Raw genomic sequence first — 19,055 nt, 5'->3', positions numbered from 1 at the left:
CCCATGCTCCTCACGATCGACGTCGGCAACACGCACACCGTCCTCGGGCTCTTCGACGGCGAGGACATCGTCGAGCACTGGCGGATCTCCACGGACGCGCGCCGTACCGCCGACGAGCTGGCGGTGCTCCTCCAGGGGCTGATGGGCATGCACCCGCTGCTCGGTGACGAACTCGGCGAGGGCATCGACGGGATCGCGATCTGCGCGACCGTGCCGTCCGTGCTGCACGAACTGCGCGAGGTCACGCGCCGGTACTACGGCGATGTGCCGGCCATCCTGGTGGAGCCCGGTGTGAAGACCGGGGTGCCGGTCCTGACCGACAACCCCAAGGAGGTCGGCGCGGACCGGATCATCAACGCGGTCGCCGCCGTCGAGCTGTTCGGCGGGCCGGCGATCGTCGTCGACTTCGGTACGGCCACGACCTTCGACGCGGTGTCCGCGCGCGGGGAGTACGTCGGCGGCGTGATCGCCCCCGGTATCGAGATCTCCGTGGAGGCGCTGGGCGTCAAGGGCGCGCAGCTGAGGAAGATCGAGGTGGCCCGGCCCCGGAGCGTGATCGGCAAGAACACGGTGGAGGCCATGCAGGCGGGCATCGTGTACGGGTTCGCCGGGCAGGTCGACGGAGTGGTCGGCCGGATGGCGCGGGAGCTGGCGGACGACCCGGACGACGTGACGGTGATCGCGACGGGCGGGCTGGCGCCGATGGTGCTGGGGGAGTCCTCGGTGATCGACGAGCACGAGCCGTGGCTGACGCTGGTCGGGCTGCGGCTGGTGTACGAGCGGAACGTGTCGCGGATGTGAGGTGGCGGGGGCCGGAGGTGGGCGCGACGGGCGGCGGCCAGGCGGGTGGCCCCGTCGCGCCACACCCTGCCCCCTATGTCGAGTTTGTCTGATTTACGCGTATCTTCGGTCCATGCCCACGCCATACGGATCCCGCGGCGGCATGGCGTTCGGTGCGGAGGAGCTGCGTGTGCTCCGCCGTGCTCTCGCCCTCGCCCTTCACCCCGGTCCCGCCTCCGCCGAGGACATCAAGGACTGTCATCGGCTCGCCGAGTCGTTCGACGAGGCGATGCGTGAGGGGGCCCGGCTGCGTGCCTTCCTGGTGGCCGATCTCGTGCGCTACCGTGCGGCCCTGCCGGGGACCGTCGCCGGTTATCTCGCCCTCCTGGAGGAGGCGCTGGGTGCCGGACACCGACCCACCCCGGACGACCTCGCCGCGCTGCGGGCGCTGCGCGGGAACCCCGGAGCCGCCGCGCTGCTCCACCGTTGTCAGGAGCTCGCGGAGCGTGATGTGCGGGCTCGGCTCGCACAGGGGGCCCGCAAGGTGCCCGCACCGGCCGTTCCGGCGTCCAGGGTCCGTCTGACGGCCCTGCCGGGCGGTGCGGCCAAGGAGCCGGAGAGGAAGCCGAAGGAGAAGCCCGCCGAGCGGCCTGCCCCGCAGCCCGCGGCCCCCGAGCCCGTGGTGCCGAAGCGCCCCATTCCGACGCCGGGCGAGGTCTTCCCCCGGCGCCGGCCCACCCCGCCGTCCACCGGTTCACAACAGCGACTCGCCGCCGGCTGAGCGGCCCGCGGAGCGGTCGGTCGAGCGCCCGGCTGAGCGGCCCGCCGAGCGTCCGGCCGGGCGGCTGGCAGAGTGTCCGGCCGGGCGGCGGCCCGCCAAGCGGCAGGCCCGAGTAGCCGGCCGAACGGCAGTCCGGACAACCGGCCGAGCAGCAGACCGCATGGCCGACTCGGTGGGCCGCGCGTCCCGCCAAGCCCCTCCCGTGCGGCCCGCCCGGCAGACCGCGCGGCCCACCACCCCCGTGCGGCCTGCCAACCCCCCCGAGTGCGGCCCGCCAGGCAGACCGCGCGGCCCGCCCAGCAGTCTGCGCGGCACGCTCAGCGGGTCGCCGGGCCGTACGGGACCGAATCGGCCGGGAAAAAGGCCGCTCGCGCGCGTAGCGCGACGCTTCGCCCACCCCGCCCCTTTCGCCCGGTCCCCCATGGCTACTCTGGACGCATGGACTATGTCTCCGCGCTCCTGCCCCCGGTCGTCATGGCCGTCTTCTTCATCGGTCTGGTCCGGGTGATCGTGAAGACCCAGGGCGGCGCCGCCAAGGCCAAGGAGGACGCCGCCGTGGACGCCGCCCTCGCGCGCGCCGCGCGCGGAGAAAGCACCCCGAAGGCCTCCGCCCCGAGCGGCGACGCCTGATCGCGGACCGCACCTCCCCGGGCGTACGACGCGCCGCACGGCCACAGCCTGCCTTCTGAGCCGTACGCCCTTTTTGTTCGTCTTCGTTGGAGAAAGTGTCCGTTCGGCACGCCATTGGCGGGATCTCCCACTATTGTTCTGAGCTGTGCCTCGCCCATTGGGAGAACTCGAAGACGCGGTCATGACGCGGGTGTGGAAGTGGAACCGCCCGGTGACCGTTCGGGAAGTTCTGGAAGACCTCCAGCAGGAACGGTCCATCGCGTACACCACGGTGATGACCGTTTTGGACAATCTCCATCAGAAGGGCTGGGTGCGGCGGGAGGCCGAAGGGCGTGCCTATCGATATGAGGCCGTCTCCACACGGGCCGCCTACGCCGCCGCCCTCATGAACGACGCGTGGTCCCAGAGTGACAACCCGGCCGCGGCTCTCGTCGCCTTCTTCGGGATGATGAGCGACGAACAGCGCCAGGCTCTGCGGGACGCCGTACGGATCGTGCAGGGTCCGGATAGGCCGGAACAGCAGGAAGAACGCGAAGACCCGGAAGCGCCGCAAGGGGAGAACCCCGGCTCCATGGCGGACCGCGGCGGGCGATAGCGTCCGCTCATGTCAGCGATGCGCCCCGAAGTCACCGCAAAAGCCATCACCGTCCGGCGGGCCAGGACCGGCGATGTCCCGGCGGTGCGCCGACTCCTTGACGCGTACGTCCGTGACCGCATCCTCCTCGACAAAGCCACGGTGATGCTTTACGAGGACATCCAGGAGTTCTGGGTCGCGGAACGCGACGACAACGCCGAGGTGGTCGGCTGCGGCGCACTGCACGTGATGTGGGAAGACCTCGCCGAAGTACGCACTCTCGCGGTGAAGCCGGGCCTCAAGGGCGCCGGCGTCGGTCATCAGTTGCTGGAGAAGTTGCTGGAGACCGCGCGTTGGCTCGGTGTTCGCCGAGTTTTCTGCCTGACCTTCGAAGTCGAGTTCTTCGGGAAGCACGGCTTCGTGGAGATCGGCGAGACGCCCGTGGACACCGATGTCTACGCGGAGCTGTTGCGTTCCTATGACGAGGGTGTCGCGGAGTTCCTCGGACTCGAACGAGTGAAACCGAACACCTTGGGCAACAGCCGGATGCTTCTGCATCTGTGATCGCCGAGAGGGATCGCGGCGGACAAGAGGCATCGGGGCAGAGTCGGGTACGAGATCGGGCCGCTATTCCGGGCACCCTGCCTTGCCCAGGTGCCCTATGTCCGAAACGCGCATGTTTCCGGGCGGGAGCGGGCCCCTCGGTCTCTCCCAGGGGTTTGTGTTTTTCACGCAAAAGCGGTTTGCTTTCCGACGTACTGCAGTACTGCATATAACAAGGGGCGGCGAAACGGCGGACGCCGCAGACCCCCCGCCCTCAAGTTATCGATGAAAGGAAATCCGGTGGCACAGAAGGTTCAGGTCCTTCTTGTCGACGACCTCGACGGCGGCGAGGCGGACGAGACCGTGACGTTCGCGCTGGACGGCAAGACGTACGAGATCGATCTCACGACCGCCAATGCGGACAAGCTGCGTGGCCTTCTCGACGCCTATGTCAAGGGCGGTCGTCGTACCGGTGGCCGTGCTTCGGGCGGACGTGGAAAGGCCCGTGCGGCTGCCGGCGGCAGCCAGGACACCGCGCAGATTCGCGCGTGGGCAAAGGAGAACGGCTACGAGGTCAACGACCGCGGCCGTGTTCCGGCGACGATTCGCCAGGCCTACGAGGAAGCCAACAGCTGACTGTCCTCCGGCCGGCGGCCCACACGCCGCAACCGGATCCGGTGGCACTCGGTGGCCACCGTGTCCACCAGCCGTACGAGATCGGGGGCGCCCCCAACGCCCCCCATGGCCGACCTCGTCGACAGCGTCGACAGGCCAGGCAGCGAGTCCTCGACCTCGCACCCCGACTCGGGGGGCCGCAACCAGACGGCGGCCCCCTGCACGGCCGCCCGGGGTTCCACCGGCTCGACCGGGCCCTCGACGGCTTCGGAAAGCGATCGGGTCCCGGTGGAGACCGGCTCGGGCCGCGCCGGAGCGTCCATCCGGTCGTGCGCGCCCAGCGCCCGCAGGTCCAGGGCCAGCGCCCCCCACTCCAGCCAGTCCAGCAGCCCCGGCAGCTCCTCCGCGCTGCCCGCGGCCACCAGCAGCCGCACCCGGTCGCCCCGGAGCGCCACCGGAGAGCCCGGCCCCAGATGCCTGAACGCCTTCACGCCCGCCGCGGCCGGCACGTCCAGCACGTCGAAACGCACGCCTGTGACCAGCCGCAGCGGCTCTCCGGGCGTCTCGGGCACTGTCGCCCAGCCCAAATCGTTCTCGTACCAGTGCCGGAGCAGGGCCGCCCGCCCGTCCGGCCCGACGGCGCGGCCGGAACCCGGGGCGAGGGCGCGACCGGAATCGGACGTGACGGTGGAATCGACACCGGAACTCAGTGGACGACGGGGGTGAGGGACCGTTGAAGCGGCCAGAGGGACTGTGCCAGCCATGCCCAGTGAAACCGTCGCAAGCCCGTCCGAGTTACGCTGGGTGCGCGTGCGAATGCGCAGCGTGCCGGAAGAGGGGGCCTGCGGGGGTCCGGAGGGACGCAAGGTTGTTCGCCCGTAGCGGAGGGACCGGGGGCATACGGCATGGACTGTCAGTCCGGACGGGTAAGACATCCCTAGTGGGAGGGGGCGACACGCAGGCGAGGCCGTCTCACGTTCGCCATCGGCGTACTGACGGAAGGGGTAACTGCCTGGCCTGCGGGAACATCGTCTCGCACCATCGGGTTGGAGCAGATGTCGGCGTTCGGGGTCAGGAGGCCATCGACGGTGTCGGCAGTTGGAATGAGCGGTCCCCGCTTGCGGGACTAAGCTGCGGAAGGACAGAGAGGGGAAGTTCCCCCCACTGCCTGACCGCTCTGAGGAGCGATTAACGATGTTCGAGAGGTTCACCGACCGCGCGCGGCGGGTTGTCGTCCTGGCTCAGGAAGAAGCCCGGATGCTCAACCACAACTACATCGGCACCGAGCACATCCTCCTGGGCCTGATCCACGAGGGTGAGGGTGTCGCCGCCAAGGCCCTTGAGAGCCTCGGGATTTCGCTCGAGGCGGTCCGCCAGCAGGTGGAGGAGATCATCGGGCAGGGGCAGCAGGCCCCGTCCGGGCACATCCCCTTCACCCCCCGTGCCAAGAAGGTCCTGGAGCTGTCGCTCCGCGAGGCCCTTCAGCTGGGCCACAACTACATCGGCACGGAGCACATCCTGCTCGGCCTGATCCGTGAGGGCGAGGGCGTCGCCGCCCAGGTCCTGGTCAAGCTGGGCGCTGATCTCAACCGGGTGCGACAGCAGGTCATCCAGCTGCTCTCCGGTTACCAGGGCAAGGAGACCGCCACCGCCGGCGGCCCTGCCGAGGGCACCCCCTCGACGTCCCTGGTCCTCGACCAGTTCGGCCGGAACCTCACCCAGGCCGCTCGTGAGTCCAAGCTCGACCCGGTCATCGGGCGCGAGAAGGAGATCGAGCGGGTCATGCAGGTGCTGTCCCGCCGCACCAAGAACAACCCGGTCCTGATCGGTGAGCCCGGCGTCGGCAAGACCGCCGTCGTCGAGGGCCTCGCCCAGGCCATCGTCAAGGGCGAGGTGCCCGAGACCCTCAAGGACAAGCACCTCTACACCCTGGACCTCGGCGCCCTGGTCGCCGGCTCCCGCTACCGCGGTGACTTCGAGGAGCGCCTGAAGAAGGTGCTCAAGGAGATCCGCACCCGCGGTGACATCATCCTGTTCATCGACGAGCTGCACACGCTGGTCGGTGCGGGTGCCGCCGAGGGCGCCATCGACGCGGCTTCGATCCTGAAGCCGATGCTGGCCCGCGGTGAGCTGCAGACCATCGGTGCCACCACCCTGGACGAGTACCGCAAGCACCTGGAGAAGGACGCGGCCCTGGAGCGCCGCTTCCAGCCCATCCAGGTCGCCGAGCCGTCCCTGCCGCACACGATCGAGATCCTCAAGGGTCTGCGTGACCGGTACGAGGCCCACCACCGGGTCTCCATCACGGACGAGGCGCTGGTCCAGGCGGCCACCCTGGCCGACCGCTACATCTCGGACCGCTTCCTGCCGGACAAGGCGATCGACCTGATCGACGAGGCCGGTTCCCGGATGCGCATCCGCCGGATGACCGCTCCGCCGGACCTGCGCGAGTTCGACGAGAAGATCGCCGCCGTCCGCCGGGACAAGGAGTCCGCGATCGACTCGCAGGACTTCGAGAAGGCAGCCTCCCTCCGCGACAAGGAGAAGCAGCTCCTGGCCGCCAAGGCCAAGCGGGAGAAGGAGTGGAAGGCCGGCGACATGGACGTCGTCGCCGAGGTCGACGGCGAGCTGATCGCCGAGGTGCTGGCCACGGCCACGGGCATCCCGGTCTTCAAGCTCACCGAGGAGGAGTCCTCGCGTCTGCTGCGCATGGAGGACGAGCTCCACAAGCGGGTCATCGGCCAGGTCGACGCCGTCAAGGCGCTGTCGAAGGCGATCCGCCGTACGCGTGCCGGTCTGAAGGACCCGAAGCGCCCCGGTGGCTCGTTCATCTTCGCCGGCCCGTCCGGTGTCGGTAAGACCGAGCTGTCCAAGGCCCTCGCCGAGTTCCTCTTCGGTGACGAGGACGCGCTGATCTCCCTCGACATGTCGGAGTTCAGCGAGAAGCACACGGTGTCGCGTCTCTTCGGTTCGCCCCCCGGATACGTGGGCTACGAGGAGGGCGGCCAGCTGACCGAGAAGGTCCGTCGCAAGCCGTTCTCCGTCGTCCTCTTCGACGAGGTCGAGAAGGCTCACCCGGACATCTTCAACAGCCTGCTGCAGATCCTGGAGGACGGTCGCCTGACCGACTCCCAGGGCCGGGTCGTGGACTTCAAGAACACGGTCATCATCATGACGACCAACCTCGGCACCCGGGACATCTCCAAGGGCTTCAACCTGGGCTTCGCGGCCACGGGCGACACGAAGTCCAACTACGAGCGCATGAAGAACAAGGTGTCGGACGAGCTCAAGCAGCACTTCCGTCCCGAGTTCCTCAACCGCGTCGACGACGTGGTCGTCTTCCCGCAGCTCACGCAGGAGGACATCCTGCGGATCGTCGACCTGATGGTCGGCAAGGTGGACGAGCGCCTGAAGGACCGGGACATGGGCATCGAGCTCTCCCAGTCCGCCAAGGAGCTGCTGTCCAAGAAGGGCTACGACCCGGTGCTGGGCGCGCGTCCGCTGCGTCGCACGATCCAGCGCGAGATCGAGGACACGCTCTCCGAGAAGATCCTCTTCGGCGAGCTGCGCCCCGGTCACATCGTGGTCGTCGACACGGAGGGCGAGGGCGAGGCCAAGACCTTCACCTTCCGGGGTGAGGAGAAGTCGGCGCTCCCCGACGTCCCGCCGATCGAGCAGGCGGCCGGCGGAGCCGGGCCGAACCTGAGCAAGGAGGCGTAGCCCTTCGGGGTTCGCCGAAGAGAGGGGCCGGTGCTTTTCGAAGCACCGGCCCCTTTCGCGTACCGCCGAACGGGCCGCCGTGGGACTGCGACAGCCGCCGAACGGGCCGCCGTGGGACTGCGACAGCCGCCGCGTGGGCTGCCGTGGGACTGCGACGGCTGCCGCGTGGGCTGCCGTGGGACTGCGACGGCTGCTGCGTGGGCTGCCGTGGGATTACGACAGCTGGCCGTTGTAGTCCGGCAGCTTGTACGTCTTCTCCGCGTGGCCGCCCGAGAGGTCCGTGGCGCTGTTGCCGATGTTCGCGATGATCGTGTAGCCGTTGTTCTCGATGTCGACGCGCTGGGCGGTCTTGTAGGCGGCGACGTCCTTGAAGAGGTCGAAGAGGCCGCGGACGTACAGGCCGGAGACGTCGTAGCCGTCGTGCTCGAGGTTGTACTCGGTCGGCAGGTAGATGATGCCCGGGCGGGCCGTGACGAAGAACAGGGCGACGCCGTGCTCCTGGGCGTACCGGGCGACGTTCAGGACCGGCTTGTTGGCCGGCTGGGGGAAGCTGAAGCCGAAGTCGGTCTCCAGGGTGGTGTTGTCGATGTCGAAGACGATCGCCTGCCTCTCGCCCGGCCTCGCGGCGGCGATGCGCTGCGTCAGGTAGGGCAGGGCCTGGTCCATCACGGACTGGCAGTCCTTCTGCCAGGTGGCGTAGTCGACCGTGGTGGAGCTGCTCTCCGTCGCGGCCTGGGCCGGCGCGGCCATGCCGGCGAGCGCGGCCACGGAGACGGCGGCGACGGACATGCGGCGGGTCCAGGTGCCTGTGGTCATCGGTTGGGGTGTCCTCTCACGTCCACGGCTGTGTCAGGGGCATGATGAGTGGAGGACATGGCGCGGAGGAAACCGTGGGGTTACTTGTGGGTAGGCCGGGAGAGGTGTGGGTCACATCCCGGCGGCTTCGGACCTCCGCCGCCGGTGACATAGCGCACGGGCGAAATGCCCGTTACTAGCCGGGATAGTGGGGCCTGCGTAGTCGGGAGGGGGGAGTTTTCGCCCCGTGCCGCCATCGGGCGGGGGTGGTGGAGCCCCGGCTGTCTAGTCAAGGGCGCTCTGTCAAGAAAGGGTCAACTTTACGTATAGGTACTAGGTGATGTCGTAGATGGTGGCATTTGAGTGGTGCGCGGCTTTCGGGTTACCAAGAGATGTCCCGTTCGGCCGCTGTCAGTGTCAGCCGGTGCCGGAGGGATGTCCCCGTTGTCTACCCCACGAGGTTTCGATGTCCCTGTGCGCCGCTCTCCGTGCCCCCCGTACGTCCTCGCTCCGCAAGCGTGCCGCTGTTCTGGCCGCCGGTGTCGGAGTCACGGCCGTGGTGGGGTCGGGGGTCGCGTCGGCCGCCACCTCCAGTGCCGCCGCCTGGATCGACCCGGTGAAGAAGTACACCCTCTCCGCGAGCTTCGCCCAGGCCGGCAGCCTGTGGACCGCCAAGCACAGTGGCCAGGACTTCGCGGTGCCGACCGGCACCCAGGTCGTCGCCGCGCACGGCGGTACGGTCGTCAAGGCCGGCGGCAACGGTGCCGGTGACGGTCCCGCGTATGGCAACGCCATCGTCATCAAGCACGCCGGCGGCCAGTACTCGCAGTACGCGCACCTGTCCCGCATCGACGTCAAGGTCGGCCAGATCGTCAGGACCGGCCAGCGCATCGCGCTCTCCGGCAGCACCGGCAACTCCACCGGGCCGCACCTGCACTTCGAGATCCGTACGACCCCGAACTACGGCTCCGCCGTGAACCCGGTCGCCTTCCTCCGCGCCAAGGGCGTGACCGTCTGAGGCGCGTGATCGGCTAAGCGGAGCGATCCGAGCCCTGGTGGGCCTGGGTCACCAGGTCCAGGGCGACCTCCAGGACGGCTTCCTGCTTCTTCTGGGGGTCGCCTTCCAGGTCCTGCATGACGAACATGCCGGCGTGCAGCGTGAACATCGCGCTGATGCAGCGGACCTGGTCGGTCAGGGGCGCGTCCGGGTCGACGAAGATGCTCCGCAGGCCGCGCATCCGGTCCTTGAAGGTGTCGCCGATCCGCAGCTCCCGCACGGTCGCCTGGTTCTCCTGCATGAAGCGGAACAGCGGGCCGGCCTCGGCGAGCACGCGGCTGTAACGCCGTACGATCTCCAGCTTGATCGCCAGGGTGTGCGGCTGGCCCTCGCCCCACTCGATCAGGTCCTGGATCGGCTGTGTCAGGTCCTCGAAGACGCTGACCAGGATCTCTTCCTTGGTCTTGAAGTGGTAGTACAGGGCCGCCTTGGTCACGTCGAGGCGCTCGGCGATCTCCCGCAGGGAGGTCTTCTCGTAGCCCTGCTCTGCGAAGAGTTCGAGTGCCACGTCCTGGATGCGCTGGCGGGTGTTGCCCCGGCGCTGCTGCTTGGTGCCGTCCATGGTGACGCCCATCCTCTTACTCCTCGCACTGCCCCGAAAACTCGCCCTGTCGGATACCGGCGCCCGGTCGGGAAACTTACTTGACGACCGGCTAGTGACGGGGCTACCTTTCCCAGTGTACTGAACTAGCCGGGCGGCAAGTAAGTAGCTGCCGCCAGGGGGAGTGGGAGAGATGGCGGACACCCAGGCGGCCGGGACCGGCCAGGAATCACCGGGGGCACCGGTCGCGGCGGATGCGTCGGCGAAACAGCCCAGGAGCGTACGGGTCGTGATCCTCGCGCTCATGATCGCGATGATGCTCGCGATGCTCGACAACATGATCGTGGGCACCGCGATGCCGACGATCGTGGGCGATCTGGGCGGCCTCGAGCATCTGTCGTGGGTCGTGACCGCGTACACCCTCGCCACCGCCGCGGCCACCCCGCTCTGGGGCAAGCTCGGCGACATGTACGGGCGCAAGGGCGCCTTCCTGACCTCCATAGTCATCTTCCTGATCGGCTCCGCGCTCAGTGGCATGGCCCAGGACATGGGCCAGCTGATCGGGTTCCGGGCCGTTCAGGGGCTCGGCGCCGGTGGTCTGATGGTCGGCGTCATGGCGATCATCGGTGACCTCGTGCCGCCCCGTGAGCGCGGCAAGTACCAGGGCATGATGGCCGGCGTCATGGCGCTCGCGATGATCGGCGGCCCGCTGGTCGGCGGCACCATCACCGACAACTGGGGCTGGCGCTGGGCCTTCTACATCAACCTGCCGCTCGGCGTGGTCGCGCTGGCCGCCGTCAGCGCCGTACTGCACCTGCCGAAGAAGCGGAGCGAGGCGCGCATCGACTACCTCGGCGCCGGCCTGCTGACCCTCGGCATCACCTCGATCGTGCTGGTCACCACCTGGGGCGGCTCCGAGTACGCCTGGACGTCCGCGCGGATCATGGAACTGATCGCCATCGGCGTCGTCTCGCTGATCGGGTTCGTCTTCTGGCAGACCAAGGCCGCCGAGCCTGTCCTGCCGCTGCACATCTTCCGCAGCCGCAACTTCACCCTGATGTCGATCATCGGCTTCATCGTGGGCTTCGTGATGTTCGGCGCCACGCTGTTCCTGCCGCTCTACCAGCAGTCCGTGCAGGGCGCGTCCGCGACCAACTCCGGTCTGCTGCTGCTTCCCATGCTCGGAGCGATGCTGGTGACCTCGATGGTCGCCGGACGGGTCACCACCAGCACCGGCCGCTACAAGATCTTCCCCCTCGCGGGCGGGGTGCTGCTGACCGTCGGGCTGTACCTGCTGTCCACGATGGACACCGACACCACCCGGTTCGTCTCCGGCGTGTATATGGCCGTCGTCGGTCTCGGCATGGGCTGCCTGATGCAGATCACCATGCTGGTCGCGCAGAACAGCGTGGAGATGAAGGACATGGGGGTCGCCTCCTCGTCGACCACCCTGTTCCGTACGCTCGGCTCCTCCTTCGGTGTCGCCATCATGGGCGCGATCTTCAACGACCGCGTCAAGCACGAGATGGCCCAGCGGGCCGGGGGGCTGGGCTCGAAGGTCACCGAGCAGTCGGCCTCGCTGGACGCGGCGAGCCTGGCGAAGCTGCCGGCCACGGTGCGCGAGGCATACCAGCACGCGGTGTCGGCCGGCACGCACTCGGCGTTCCTGCTCGGTGCCGTGATCGCCGTGGCGGTCGTGGTGGCGGCGGTGTTCGTCAAGGAGGTGCCACTGCGCGGCGGCTCCCAGAAGGCGGGCTCCGACGAGGCGGCACCGCTGCCGGTGGTCGAGGCCGTCTGAGAAACGCGTGCGGGTGGTTCCGGGGACCGAGCGTCGCCGGGGCCACCCGCTTTCGGTTGTCTTCCGGTATCGGCGCACGGCCGAGGTGTTCCTGGCGTCGATTTAGCATCGACGCATGGACAGACTGCGTCGGCTGCGCCTCGCCAAAGACGCCATGGACCGGGACTGGGCCGATCCGGACCTGGACCTGGACGTGGTCGCCGGGCACGCCGGGTACTCGCGGTATCACTTCGTCCGCGCCTTCAAGGAGGCGTACGGCGAGACGCCCGGCCAGTACCTGACGCACCGCAGGATCGAGCGGGCCCAGGAGATGCTCCGCGGCGCGAACCTCACCGTCACCGAGATCTGCCATCTGGTCGGCTTCAGCAGCCTCGGTACGTTCTCCAGCCGCTTCAAGGCACGGACCGGACTCAGCCCCACCGAGTACCGGACCGAACACGTCGGCAGCGGCGCCTCCCTCATCCCCGGCTGCTACGCCATGCTCTGGGCCGGCGGCTTCCGGAACAACGCAACTTTCGAGAAGCGCCCCGCCGACCCGCCCGCCTACCGTGACGGACAGGAACAGCGACCGTCCGGCAGGAGAGCACAGCCATGATCCAGGGCCTGGCCATCACCACCGTGTGGACCTTCGACCAGCAGCGCACCAAGGCCTTCTTCACCGAGAAACTCGGCTTCGAGGTGCGCGACGACATCGCCATGGGTGACATGCACTGGGTCACCGTCGGCGCCAAGGGCCAGCCCGGCGTCGAACTCGCCCTGATGCGCGTGGACGGGCCGGGGCTCGATCCCGAGTCCGCGGCGGCGCTGCGCACGCTGGTCGCCAAGGGCGCCCTGGGCGCGGGGGCGTTCCGCACCGACGACTGCCGGGGGGACTACGAGACCTTCCGGGCGCGGGGCGTGGAGTTCATCCAGGAGCCCAAGGAACGGCCGTACGGCATCGAGGCGATCTTCCGCGACGACAACGGCAACTGGTACTCGCTGACCGAGCGCAGCGAGGAGCTCGACTTCTCCAAGGAGTTCTGACCGCGTCCGGGCACGAGGGCCCCGATCACACCGCCGTTCGCGTCGCCCTGTGGCGGGCACTGCATCTGCCCGCCGATGGCACGTGCCCGCAGAGGAGCTGGCCGAGCGCTACTTCGCGCGACCGGACGACGGCCTGCGCCCGTCCCGCGGCGAGGAACTCCTCGCGGCCACGACTTGAGCCGGCTATGCGTTGACCCGACTATGCCCTGAGCCGACTATGCCCTGAGCCGACTATGCCCTGAGCCGGCTGGCCCTGAGCCGGCCAGGCCTTGAGCCGGCCAGGCCTTGAGCCGGCCAGGCCTTGAGCCGGCCAGGCCTTGAGCCGGCCAGGCCTTGAGCCGGCCAGGCCTTGAGCCGGCTGTCCGCCACGCCCCGAGTCGGCCATGCCCCGAGTTGGCCATGCCCCGAGTTGGCCATGCCCCGAGTTGGCCATGCCCCGAGTCCGCCATGCCCCGAGTCCGCCACGCCCCGAGCCCGCCGCACCCCGAGCCTCAGCCGCTCAGCCGCTCACCGGCTCGCCTGTGTCGGCCCCGGAAGCATCGGATAGCTGCCCGTGGCCGTCGGGGCGTGCTCCGGCAGCCACAGCACGGCCACCGCGCCCTCCGCCCGGATGTGCTCGGGCGCGCCCGCCGGCCGGACGTTGCGGAAGGTCAGCCGGGCGCCCAGGACGCGGGCCTGGCCGGCCGCGATGGTCAGGCCCAGTCCGTGACCCTTCCCCGCGCGGTCCTCGCTGCCGGTGCGGAAGCGGCTAGGGCCCTCCGAGAGAAGCTTCTCGGGGAAGCCGGGGCCGTGGTCGCGGACCCGGATGACCCGGCCCTCGACGGTCACCTCGATGGGCGGCTTGCCGTGCCGGGCCGCGTTGGCGAGCAGGTTGAACAGCACCCGCTCGAGGCGGCGCGGATCGGTGGTGACCTCCGACTCGTGCACCACCCGCACCTCGATCGCCGGATCCTTCGCGGCCACCCGCCGGGCGACGAACTCGCCCAGCATGATGTCCTGCAGCTCGGCCCGCTCGGAGGCGCTGTCGAGCCGGGCCACCTCCAGCACGTCCTCGACGAGGGTGCGCATCGCCTTCGCCCGGTCGAGGACCAGCTCGGTCGGACGGCCCGGCGGCAGCAGTTCGGCCGCCGTGAGCAGCCCGGTCACCGGCGTACGCAGCTCGTGCGCGATGTCGGCCGTCACCCGCCGCTCGGCCTCGAGGCGTTGCTGCAACGCGTCCGCCATGGCGTCCACCGCGCGCGCCAGGTCGTCGGTCTCGTCCCGTACGACCCCGCCGATCGCCTCCCGCACCCGCACGTCCGGCTCGCCCTGGGCGACCTGGTTGGCCGCGGCCGCGGCCTTGCGCAGCCGCCGCGAGAGCTGCCCGCCGATCAGCACGCCGAGCGCGCTGCCGCCGAGCACGACCGCGATGGAGCCGATGACGAGGGCCTGGTCGAGGTCCTTGAGCACGTTGCTGCTCCGGTTCGGGAAGGTCCCGTGCAGGGACAGCACCCGCCCGTCCTTGGCCTGCACCGCCGCCCAGATGTCCGGCGCGCCGCCGTGGTCGATGACATCGGTCGCCCGGCGGCCCGCGTCCACCCGCTCGCGCAGCGCCGGCGGCAGCCGGGGGTCGTCGACCTTGACGTCGGGGAAGTTCGCCCGCCCGTACAGCTCGTAGTTGCGCTGGCCGATCTGCAGCCGCTCGTTGGCCAGCTCACGTGCGTTGTCCAGCATCGAGACCCGGGCGGCGTTGTGCACCACCAGGCTCAGTGCGATCGCGACGAGCGCGCCGACCAGCGCGATCGCCGCGCTCAGCTTCCACCGAAGCCCGGTGCGCAGCCTCGGACCTCGATGTCGAATGGATCCCCGGATGGATCTGATGAGCCCCCGCATGACCGCCCCGCTCAGGCCTTCAGCTTGTAACCGAAACCGCGGACCGTCTCGATCCGGTCCTGGCCGATCTTCGTACGCAGCCGCTGCACATGGACGTCGACGACCCGGGTGTCCCCGCCCCAGCCGTAGTCCCAGACGCGTTCCAGCAGCTTGTCGCGGGAGAGTACGGTCCCCGGTGCCGAGGAGAACTCCAGGAGCAGCCGCATCTCGGTCGGCGTGAGCGCGACCGGCTGTCCGGCCCGGCGCACCTCCATGCCCTCGGTGTCGATCTCCAGCTCGCCGAAGGTGAGCGGGAGGCCGGTCACCGGAGCCGCGTCCTCGTGCGGCCGGTCGCCGCCGCTCGCGTGCCCGAAGCGCCGTAGTACGGCACGGATCCGGGCGACCAGCACCGCGCCGTCGAACGGCTTGGTGACGTAGTCGTCGGCGCCCGCCTCCAGACCCAGCACCACGTCGATGGAGTCGGCGCGCGCCGACAGCATGATCACCGGCACCGTGGACTCGTCGCGGATGCGCCGGCACAGGCTCACCCCGTCCAGGCCCGGCACCATCACGTCCAGTAGGGCGATGTCGGGCCGGTCGGCGCGGAACGCCTCCAGGCCGGACAGCCCGTCGGGCATGGCGGTGACCGCGAAGCCGTCCCGCTCCAGGGCGAGCTGGGTGGCCTCGCGGATGACGTCGTCGTCCTCGACGAACAGGACGTGGGTCTGGTCTGCCATCCCTGCTCTCTCGTGTGGTCGGTGGGGGCTCAGTCGGCCGGGGAGGGGACCGGCGTGGCGTTGCCGCTGCCGGTCGCGTTGCCGTAGTCGGTGTGGTGGAAGTCCTGCTGGACGAAGCGCCCCGCGGCCCAGCTGTAGGTGATCACGTTCTCACCGGACGGGCTCGTCACCGGGTCGCCCCTCTCGTACACCTGCTTGGTCACGCTCAGATCGCCCCGGTCGATCTCCGCGTAGACCGGGGACTCCTCGGCCTTGAACACATTCTTGTACGTGCCGCTCTCCTGGCGGTACACGTACGCCCCCACCCCGACCGCGTCCCCGCAGGTCAGCACGTTCACCACGATGTCGTCGGCCGAGCCGCCGGTCAGATCGCCGTAGGTCACGTCCACCGGGTACTCCTCGCCCGCGCACGGCTTCAGGTCCCGCTTCACCGTGGCCGAGACCGCCGGATCGGCCTTCACCAGGGCGACCGCGTCGACCTTCGCATACGTCTGGGACGGGTTGGGCGAGGCGGCGGCGGCGGCCGGGGCCTTCTCCGTCGAGCCGTCGTGCGCCGGGCCCTCGTCCCGGGCACCGGTGCCCCCGGTGCCGCAGGCGGCGGCGAAAAGGGCGAGGGCGGCGAGCACGGCCGCCGCCGTGGTCACCGCCTGTGCACTCGCCGGGCCCCGGCTGGGCCCTGTGCCGGTCAGGCCGCGCAACGCTCCTGCTCCTCACGCTCCAGCGCGCGTGCGTCGAGGTCGCGTGACTCCAGCTCCTCGCGGAGCCGGGCGAGCGCCCGGTGCAGCGTGCTCTTGACCGTTCCGGCCGACATGCCGAGGGCGGCGGCCGTCTCCTCCGTGGACATCTGCTCCCAGTGTCGCAGCACGACGACACTGCGCTGCTTCGGTGCAAGAACCTTCATGATGTCCATCAGGAGCGCGCGGTCCGCGTGCTGCTCCGTGGAGTCCTCCACGCAGGCGTCGGGCAGCTGCTCGGTCGGGACCTCCTCCAGCTTCCGGGCCCGCCACCACTCGGTCCGCGTGTTGATCATGACCCGGCGCAGATACGCGTCCGCGAGCCGCTTGTCCTCGATGGTCTCCCAGCGGCCGTACGTCCGGGCCAGCGCGGTCTGGAGCAGGTCCTGGGCGTCCGTCGGGTCCGGGACCAGCCGGCGGGCGCTGCGCAGCAGCGCGTCCTGTCGAGTGCGGACGTACTCCTCGAATTCGAGCACCTCGCCCTGCGCCATGATCAACCGCCTCCCGATCCCCGTTTTCCCCGGCCCTGTGCCTGAGTTCCCGCTGTCCCGCGGTCCTGGCGGGCACAGAAATGAAGCTACGGACCTGTTGTCACGGGGCTGTGCGGAGCAGCCTGCGGGTAGCAATCGGCTGTCCGTCGGTTGTGTAACGGAAGTAGGCGCGGGGTAAGAGGGCATGGCCTTATGGCCGGTTATCTGGTGATTTGCCAGGCGGCCGGGGCCGTAACACAGCCCCTTCCCCTGTGATGTGGCTGTACGTCAGCCCAGCGGCAGCCGATAGCGACCGCCCGCGAGCGGCTCCACCAGCCCGTCCGAGACCAGCCCGTCCAGCGCGCGGGCCCGCTGCACCGGCTCGTGCCACACCCGGTCGAGCGCCGCCTGCGGCACGGGGGCGTGCGCCTCGCGCAGCACCGCCAGCAGCTTGCCGCGCACCTGCCGGTCGGTACCGGCGTACGTCTGCCCGCGCCGCGGCGGCCCCTCGTGCTCCGGCTTGCCGGCCAGCCGCCAGGCGCACTCCCCGGCGATCGGACAGCGCGGGCACGTCTCGTTCTTCGCCGTGCACACCAGTGCGCCGAGCTCCATGGAGGCGGCGGCCCAGCGGGCGGCGGTCCGCTCGTCCTCGGGCAGCAGCTCACGGGCGAGCTTGCGCTCGGCGGCGGTGGTGGCGTTCGGCGGGTACTGCACACCGGTGACGGCCCGCGCGAACACCCGCCGCACATTGGTGTCGAGCACGGCGTGCCGCTGCCCGTAGGCGAAGGAGGCGACGGCCGCGGCGGTGTACTCGCCGATGCCCGGCAGCGCGAGCAACTGCGCGTGCTCCGTCGGTACGTCGCCGTCGTGCCGTTCCGTTATGGCGACGGCGGCACCGTGCAGCCGCAGGGCGCGGCGCGGATAGCCGAGCCGGCCCCAGGCGCGCACCGCCTCGCCGGGCGCCTCGGCGGCGAGGTCGGCGGGGCGCGGCCAGCGGGCCAGCCACTGCTCGTAGACGGGCAGCACCCGGCTGACCGGGGTCTGCTGCAACATGAACTCGCTGACCATCACCCCCCACGGGCCCGCCTCCGGGCGGCGCCAGGGGAGGTCACGGGCATGGACGTCGAACCAGGCGATCACGGGGGTGTGGAGCTTCTCAGTCATGGCACTTCCGATCCTGCCACGTCCGGCCACGGCTGGGTTGGACGTGGATCACGGCGGGGCCGGGGCGGCCGCCGGTCCGGGTCCGTCCTTCGGGCGCCTGTTCCCGGGAACCGTCCCAGGGAACCGTCCCCGGAATCCGTCCCCGGGATACGCCCTTGGGGCCGGTCCTTCGCGCCTGTCACGCGAAGAGGGGGTGTGCCGACGGGAGTTGCCGGAATGATGATCCGGAAAAGTTGAGGTTTGAGCGGCGGGTGGGGCGAGGAAGTGCACGGATCTCTCGTACAGTTTGCGCCGTGGGATCTCTGCGCAATCCGGTCGGGCCGCTTCCCTCCTCCATCTACTGGCGACGGAGGGTCGTCATGGTGTCCGTCGTCGCCGTGCTGGCGCTGCTGATCACCTGGATCGTCACGTCGGGCGGCGGGGGCGGCAAGAAGGGCGCCGACGGGGCCGACGGCAAGAATCCCGCGTCCACCATCACGCCGGGGCCGTCCGGCAGCGGGCCGGCGATTAGCCAGGCGCCGGGTGGGCGGGACGAGTCGAGCGGGGGCGGCGGCGCGTCGTCCAGCACGGGCACCGGATCCGGTTCCGGTTCCGGTTCCGACGGCGGGAGTTCGGGCGGATCGGGCGGCGGCTCGTCGTCCGGTTCCGGCGGTTCTTCGGGGTCCTCGTCGGGCTCGGGGGACGTCACCTCGGGCTCCGGAGGGACGGTCGCCTCGCTGCCGGGGACGTCCACCCTCCCCAACTGCACGGCCTCGGCTGTGTCGTTGAGCCTGAAGAGCCTGCACAACTCGTACTCGCCGGAGCAGACTCCGACCTTCGAACTCACGGCGAAGAACACGTCGTCCAGCGACTGCAAGGTCGATCTCGGCCCGAAGAACGCGGTGTTGACGATCACGCCGGCCAGTTCCGACGACAGCTACTGGTCTTCGGCGGACTGCCCCGGGACGGCGGGGGCCCTGTGGTACCGGGTGCCGGCGGGCAGCAGCATCACGTACACCCTGAAGTGGGACCGCAAGCCGAGCGCGCCCCAGTGCGCGACGCCTTCGGCGGGGTCGGCCGCGACAGGCACTTATCTGCTGGAAGCCGCGACCCCCGGGTTCACCAAGGCCCAGGCATCCTTCGTCCTGGCGGCGGACTGACGCCGTCGGCTTCGACCGGGCGCGAGGGGTTTCACTCGCCCGCGTTCGCGGGGTGGTGCCTGCGCCCATCCGTGCCGCCCTGGGGCACTTCCCAGGCCCTTGG

General features: G+C 69.9%; 20 protein-coding genes. 12 read left to right on the top strand and 8 right to left on the bottom strand.

Features of this window, described 5'->3' with window-relative positions:
• Nucleotides 1-3 precede the first annotated feature (3 nt).
• From AB0N16_RS24605 to AB0N16_RS24580, 6 genes are all read left to right on the top strand, one after another.
• Complete coding sequence (locus AB0N16_RS24605; protein WP_351712162.1) at nt 4-801, top strand: type III pantothenate kinase; 798 nt, start codon at nt 4-6, stop codon at nt 799-801.
• A 142-nt stretch (nt 802-943) separates the two neighbouring features.
• Nucleotides 944-1,561: a hypothetical protein gene (locus AB0N16_RS24600; RefSeq protein ID WP_365800622.1), complete on the top strand. Its 618-nt coding sequence runs from the start codon at nt 944-946 to the stop codon at nt 1,559-1,561.
• A gap of 438 nt (nt 1,562-1,999) precedes the next feature.
• Nucleotides 2,000-2,191 carry a hypothetical protein gene (locus AB0N16_RS24595; protein WP_365800100.1) on the top strand — a complete coding sequence of 64 codons (192 nt, stop codon included), beginning with the start codon at nt 2,000-2,002 and terminating at the stop codon, nt 2,189-2,191.
• A 145-nt stretch (nt 2,192-2,336) separates the two neighbouring features.
• The gene (locus AB0N16_RS24590; RefSeq protein WP_365800098.1) at nt 2,337-2,786 is read left to right on the top strand and encodes a BlaI/MecI/CopY family transcriptional regulator; all 450 of its coding nucleotides are present in this window, start codon (nt 2,337-2,339) and stop codon (nt 2,784-2,786) included.
• Between the two features lie 9 nt (nt 2,787-2,795).
• The gene (locus tag AB0N16_RS24585) at nt 2,796-3,329 is read left to right on the top strand and encodes an amino-acid N-acetyltransferase (protein ID WP_351712168.1); all 534 of its coding nucleotides are present in this window, start codon (nt 2,796-2,798) and stop codon (nt 3,327-3,329) included.
• Between the two features lie 279 nt (nt 3,330-3,608).
• Nucleotides 3,609-3,944: an Lsr2 family protein gene (locus AB0N16_RS24580; RefSeq protein WP_365800096.1), complete on the top strand. Its 336-nt coding sequence runs from the start codon at nt 3,609-3,611 to the stop codon at nt 3,942-3,944.
• Here AB0N16_RS24580 and AB0N16_RS24575 read toward each other — a convergent pair.
• A complete protein-coding gene (locus AB0N16_RS24575) occupies nt 3,923-4,687 on the bottom strand; it encodes an SCO3374 family protein (RefSeq protein ID WP_365800094.1) in 765 nt (254 codons plus the stop codon). The two genes, AB0N16_RS24580 and AB0N16_RS24575, sit on opposite strands and share 22 nt — an antisense overlap.
• A gap of 430 nt (nt 4,688-5,117) precedes the next feature.
• Here AB0N16_RS24575 and AB0N16_RS24570 point away from each other — a divergent pair, with 430 nt between their 5' ends.
• Nucleotides 5,118-7,643: an ATP-dependent Clp protease ATP-binding subunit gene (locus AB0N16_RS24570; protein ID WP_351712174.1), complete on the top strand. Its 2,526-nt coding sequence runs from the start codon at nt 5,118-5,120 to the stop codon at nt 7,641-7,643.
• Nucleotides 7,644-7,856: 213 nt separating this feature from the next.
• On the opposite strand, the gene AB0N16_RS24565 is transcribed toward AB0N16_RS24570, so the two are convergent.
• On the bottom strand, nt 7,857-8,459 hold the full coding sequence (locus tag AB0N16_RS24565; RefSeq protein WP_365800092.1) for an HAD family acid phosphatase: 603 nt from the start codon (nt 8,457-8,459) through the stop codon (nt 7,857-7,859).
• Between the two features lie 445 nt (nt 8,460-8,904).
• Between AB0N16_RS24565 and AB0N16_RS24560 the strand changes: the two genes are divergently transcribed.
• A complete protein-coding gene (locus tag AB0N16_RS24560) occupies nt 8,905-9,456 on the top strand; it encodes a M23 family metallopeptidase (RefSeq protein ID WP_365800090.1) in 552 nt (183 codons plus the stop codon).
• A 13-nt stretch (nt 9,457-9,469) separates the two neighbouring features.
• Here AB0N16_RS24560 and AB0N16_RS24555 read toward each other — a convergent pair whose 3' ends face one another.
• Nucleotides 9,470-10,069 carry a TetR/AcrR family transcriptional regulator gene (locus AB0N16_RS24555; RefSeq protein ID WP_365800088.1) on the bottom strand — a complete coding sequence of 200 codons (600 nt, stop codon included), beginning with the start codon at nt 10,067-10,069 and terminating at the stop codon, nt 9,470-9,472.
• 160 nt (nt 10,070-10,229) lie between these two features.
• Here AB0N16_RS24555 and AB0N16_RS24550 point away from each other — a divergent pair, with 160 nt between their 5' ends.
• The 3 genes from AB0N16_RS24550 (at nt 10,230) to AB0N16_RS24540 (ending at nt 12,857) form a co-directional block, all read left to right on the top strand.
• Nucleotides 10,230-11,834, top strand: coding sequence for an MDR family MFS transporter (locus AB0N16_RS24550; RefSeq protein WP_365800086.1), 1,605 nt, complete (start codon nt 10,230-10,232; stop codon nt 11,832-11,834).
• A 115-nt stretch (nt 11,835-11,949) separates the two neighbouring features.
• Entirely contained in the window at nt 11,950-12,429 is a 480-nt protein-coding gene (locus AB0N16_RS24545; protein ID WP_365800084.1) for a helix-turn-helix transcriptional regulator, read from the top strand.
• A complete protein-coding gene (locus AB0N16_RS24540; RefSeq protein ID WP_351748650.1) occupies nt 12,426-12,857 on the top strand; it encodes a VOC family protein in 432 nt (143 codons plus the stop codon). Before AB0N16_RS24545 ends, AB0N16_RS24540 begins: the two co-directional genes overlap by 4 nt.
• Nucleotides 12,858-13,364: 507 nt before the next feature.
• Here AB0N16_RS24540 and cseC read toward each other — a convergent pair.
• The 5 genes from cseC to AB0N16_RS24515 all read right to left on the bottom strand — a co-directional run bounded on the left by cseC (nt 13,365) and on the right by AB0N16_RS24515 (nt 17,813).
• Nucleotides 13,365-14,729: a two-component system sensor histidine kinase CseC gene (cseC, locus tag AB0N16_RS24535; protein WP_365800082.1), complete on the bottom strand. Its 1,365-nt coding sequence runs from the start codon at nt 14,727-14,729 to the stop codon at nt 13,365-13,367.
• Nucleotides 14,730-14,740: 11 nt separating this feature from the next.
• Entirely contained in the window at nt 14,741-15,445 is a 705-nt protein-coding gene (gene cseB, locus AB0N16_RS24530; protein WP_365800080.1) for a two-component system response regulator CseB, read from the bottom strand.
• A 29-nt stretch (nt 15,446-15,474) separates the two neighbouring features.
• Nucleotides 15,475-16,143, bottom strand: coding sequence for a hypothetical protein (locus tag AB0N16_RS24525; RefSeq protein WP_365800078.1), 669 nt, complete (start codon nt 16,141-16,143; stop codon nt 15,475-15,477).
• Nucleotides 16,131-16,670: a SigE family RNA polymerase sigma factor gene (locus AB0N16_RS24520; protein WP_365800076.1), complete on the bottom strand. Its 540-nt coding sequence runs from the start codon at nt 16,668-16,670 to the stop codon at nt 16,131-16,133. Before AB0N16_RS24520 ends, AB0N16_RS24525 begins: the two co-directional genes overlap by 13 nt.
• A gap of 267 nt (nt 16,671-16,937) precedes the next feature.
• Complete coding sequence (locus tag AB0N16_RS24515; RefSeq protein ID WP_365800074.1) at nt 16,938-17,813, bottom strand: A/G-specific adenine glycosylase; 876 nt, start codon at nt 17,811-17,813, stop codon at nt 16,938-16,940.
• 293 nt (nt 17,814-18,106) lie between these two features.
• Here AB0N16_RS24515 and AB0N16_RS24510 point away from each other — a divergent pair, with 293 nt between their 5' ends.
• Nucleotides 18,107-18,952, top strand: coding sequence for a hypothetical protein (locus AB0N16_RS24510; RefSeq protein ID WP_365800072.1), 846 nt, complete (start codon nt 18,107-18,109; stop codon nt 18,950-18,952).
• Nucleotides 18,953-19,055 lie beyond the last annotated feature (103 nt).

Source organism: Streptomyces sp. NPDC051105, assembly GCF_040682795.1.
Classification (GTDB): domain Bacteria; phylum Actinomycetota; class Actinomycetes; order Streptomycetales; family Streptomycetaceae; genus Streptomyces.
This window is presented reverse-complemented; position numbering and strand designations above follow the sequence as displayed.

Coding starts and splice junctions, on each gene's coding strand:
- AB0N16_RS24565 (WP_365800092.1), bottom strand. CDS start 8,459: ATGACCACAGGCACCTGGACCCGCCGCATGTCCGTCGCCGCCGTCTCC.
- AB0N16_RS24520 (WP_365800076.1), bottom strand. CDS start 16,670: ATGGCGCAGGGCGAGGTGCTCGAATTCGAGGAGTACGTCCGCACTCGA.
- AB0N16_RS24545 (WP_365800084.1), top strand. CDS start 11,950: ATGGACAGACTGCGTCGGCTGCGCCTCGCCAAAGACGCCATGGACCGG.
- AB0N16_RS24600 (WP_365800622.1), top strand. CDS start 944: ATGGCGTTCGGTGCGGAGGAGCTGCGTGTGCTCCGCCGTGCTCTCGCC.
- AB0N16_RS24540 (WP_351748650.1), top strand. CDS start 12,426: ATGATCCAGGGCCTGGCCATCACCACCGTGTGGACCTTCGACCAGCAG.
- AB0N16_RS24570 (WP_351712174.1), top strand. CDS start 5,118: ATGTTCGAGAGGTTCACCGACCGCGCGCGGCGGGTTGTCGTCCTGGCT.
- AB0N16_RS24605 (WP_351712162.1), top strand. CDS start 4: ATGCTCCTCACGATCGACGTCGGCAACACGCACACCGTCCTCGGGCTC.
- AB0N16_RS24515 (WP_365800074.1), bottom strand. CDS start 17,813: ATGACTGAGAAGCTCCACACCCCCGTGATCGCCTGGTTCGACGTCCAT.
- AB0N16_RS24595 (WP_365800100.1), top strand. CDS start 2,000: ATGGACTATGTCTCCGCGCTCCTGCCCCCGGTCGTCATGGCCGTCTTC.
- cseB (WP_365800080.1), bottom strand. CDS start 15,445: ATGGCAGACCAGACCCACGTCCTGTTCGTCGAGGACGACGACGTCATC.
- AB0N16_RS24560 (WP_365800090.1), top strand. CDS start 8,905: ATGTCCCTGTGCGCCGCTCTCCGTGCCCCCCGTACGTCCTCGCTCCGC.
- cseC (WP_365800082.1), bottom strand. CDS start 14,729: ATGCGGGGGCTCATCAGATCCATCCGGGGATCCATTCGACATCGAGGT.
- AB0N16_RS24555 (WP_365800088.1), bottom strand. CDS start 10,069: ATGGGCGTCACCATGGACGGCACCAAGCAGCAGCGCCGGGGCAACACC.
- AB0N16_RS24550 (WP_365800086.1), top strand. CDS start 10,230: ATGGCGGACACCCAGGCGGCCGGGACCGGCCAGGAATCACCGGGGGCA.
- AB0N16_RS24575 (WP_365800094.1), bottom strand. CDS start 4,687: ATGGCTGGCACAGTCCCTCTGGCCGCTTCAACGGTCCCTCACCCCCGT.
- AB0N16_RS24585 (WP_351712168.1), top strand. CDS start 2,796: ATGTCAGCGATGCGCCCCGAAGTCACCGCAAAAGCCATCACCGTCCGG.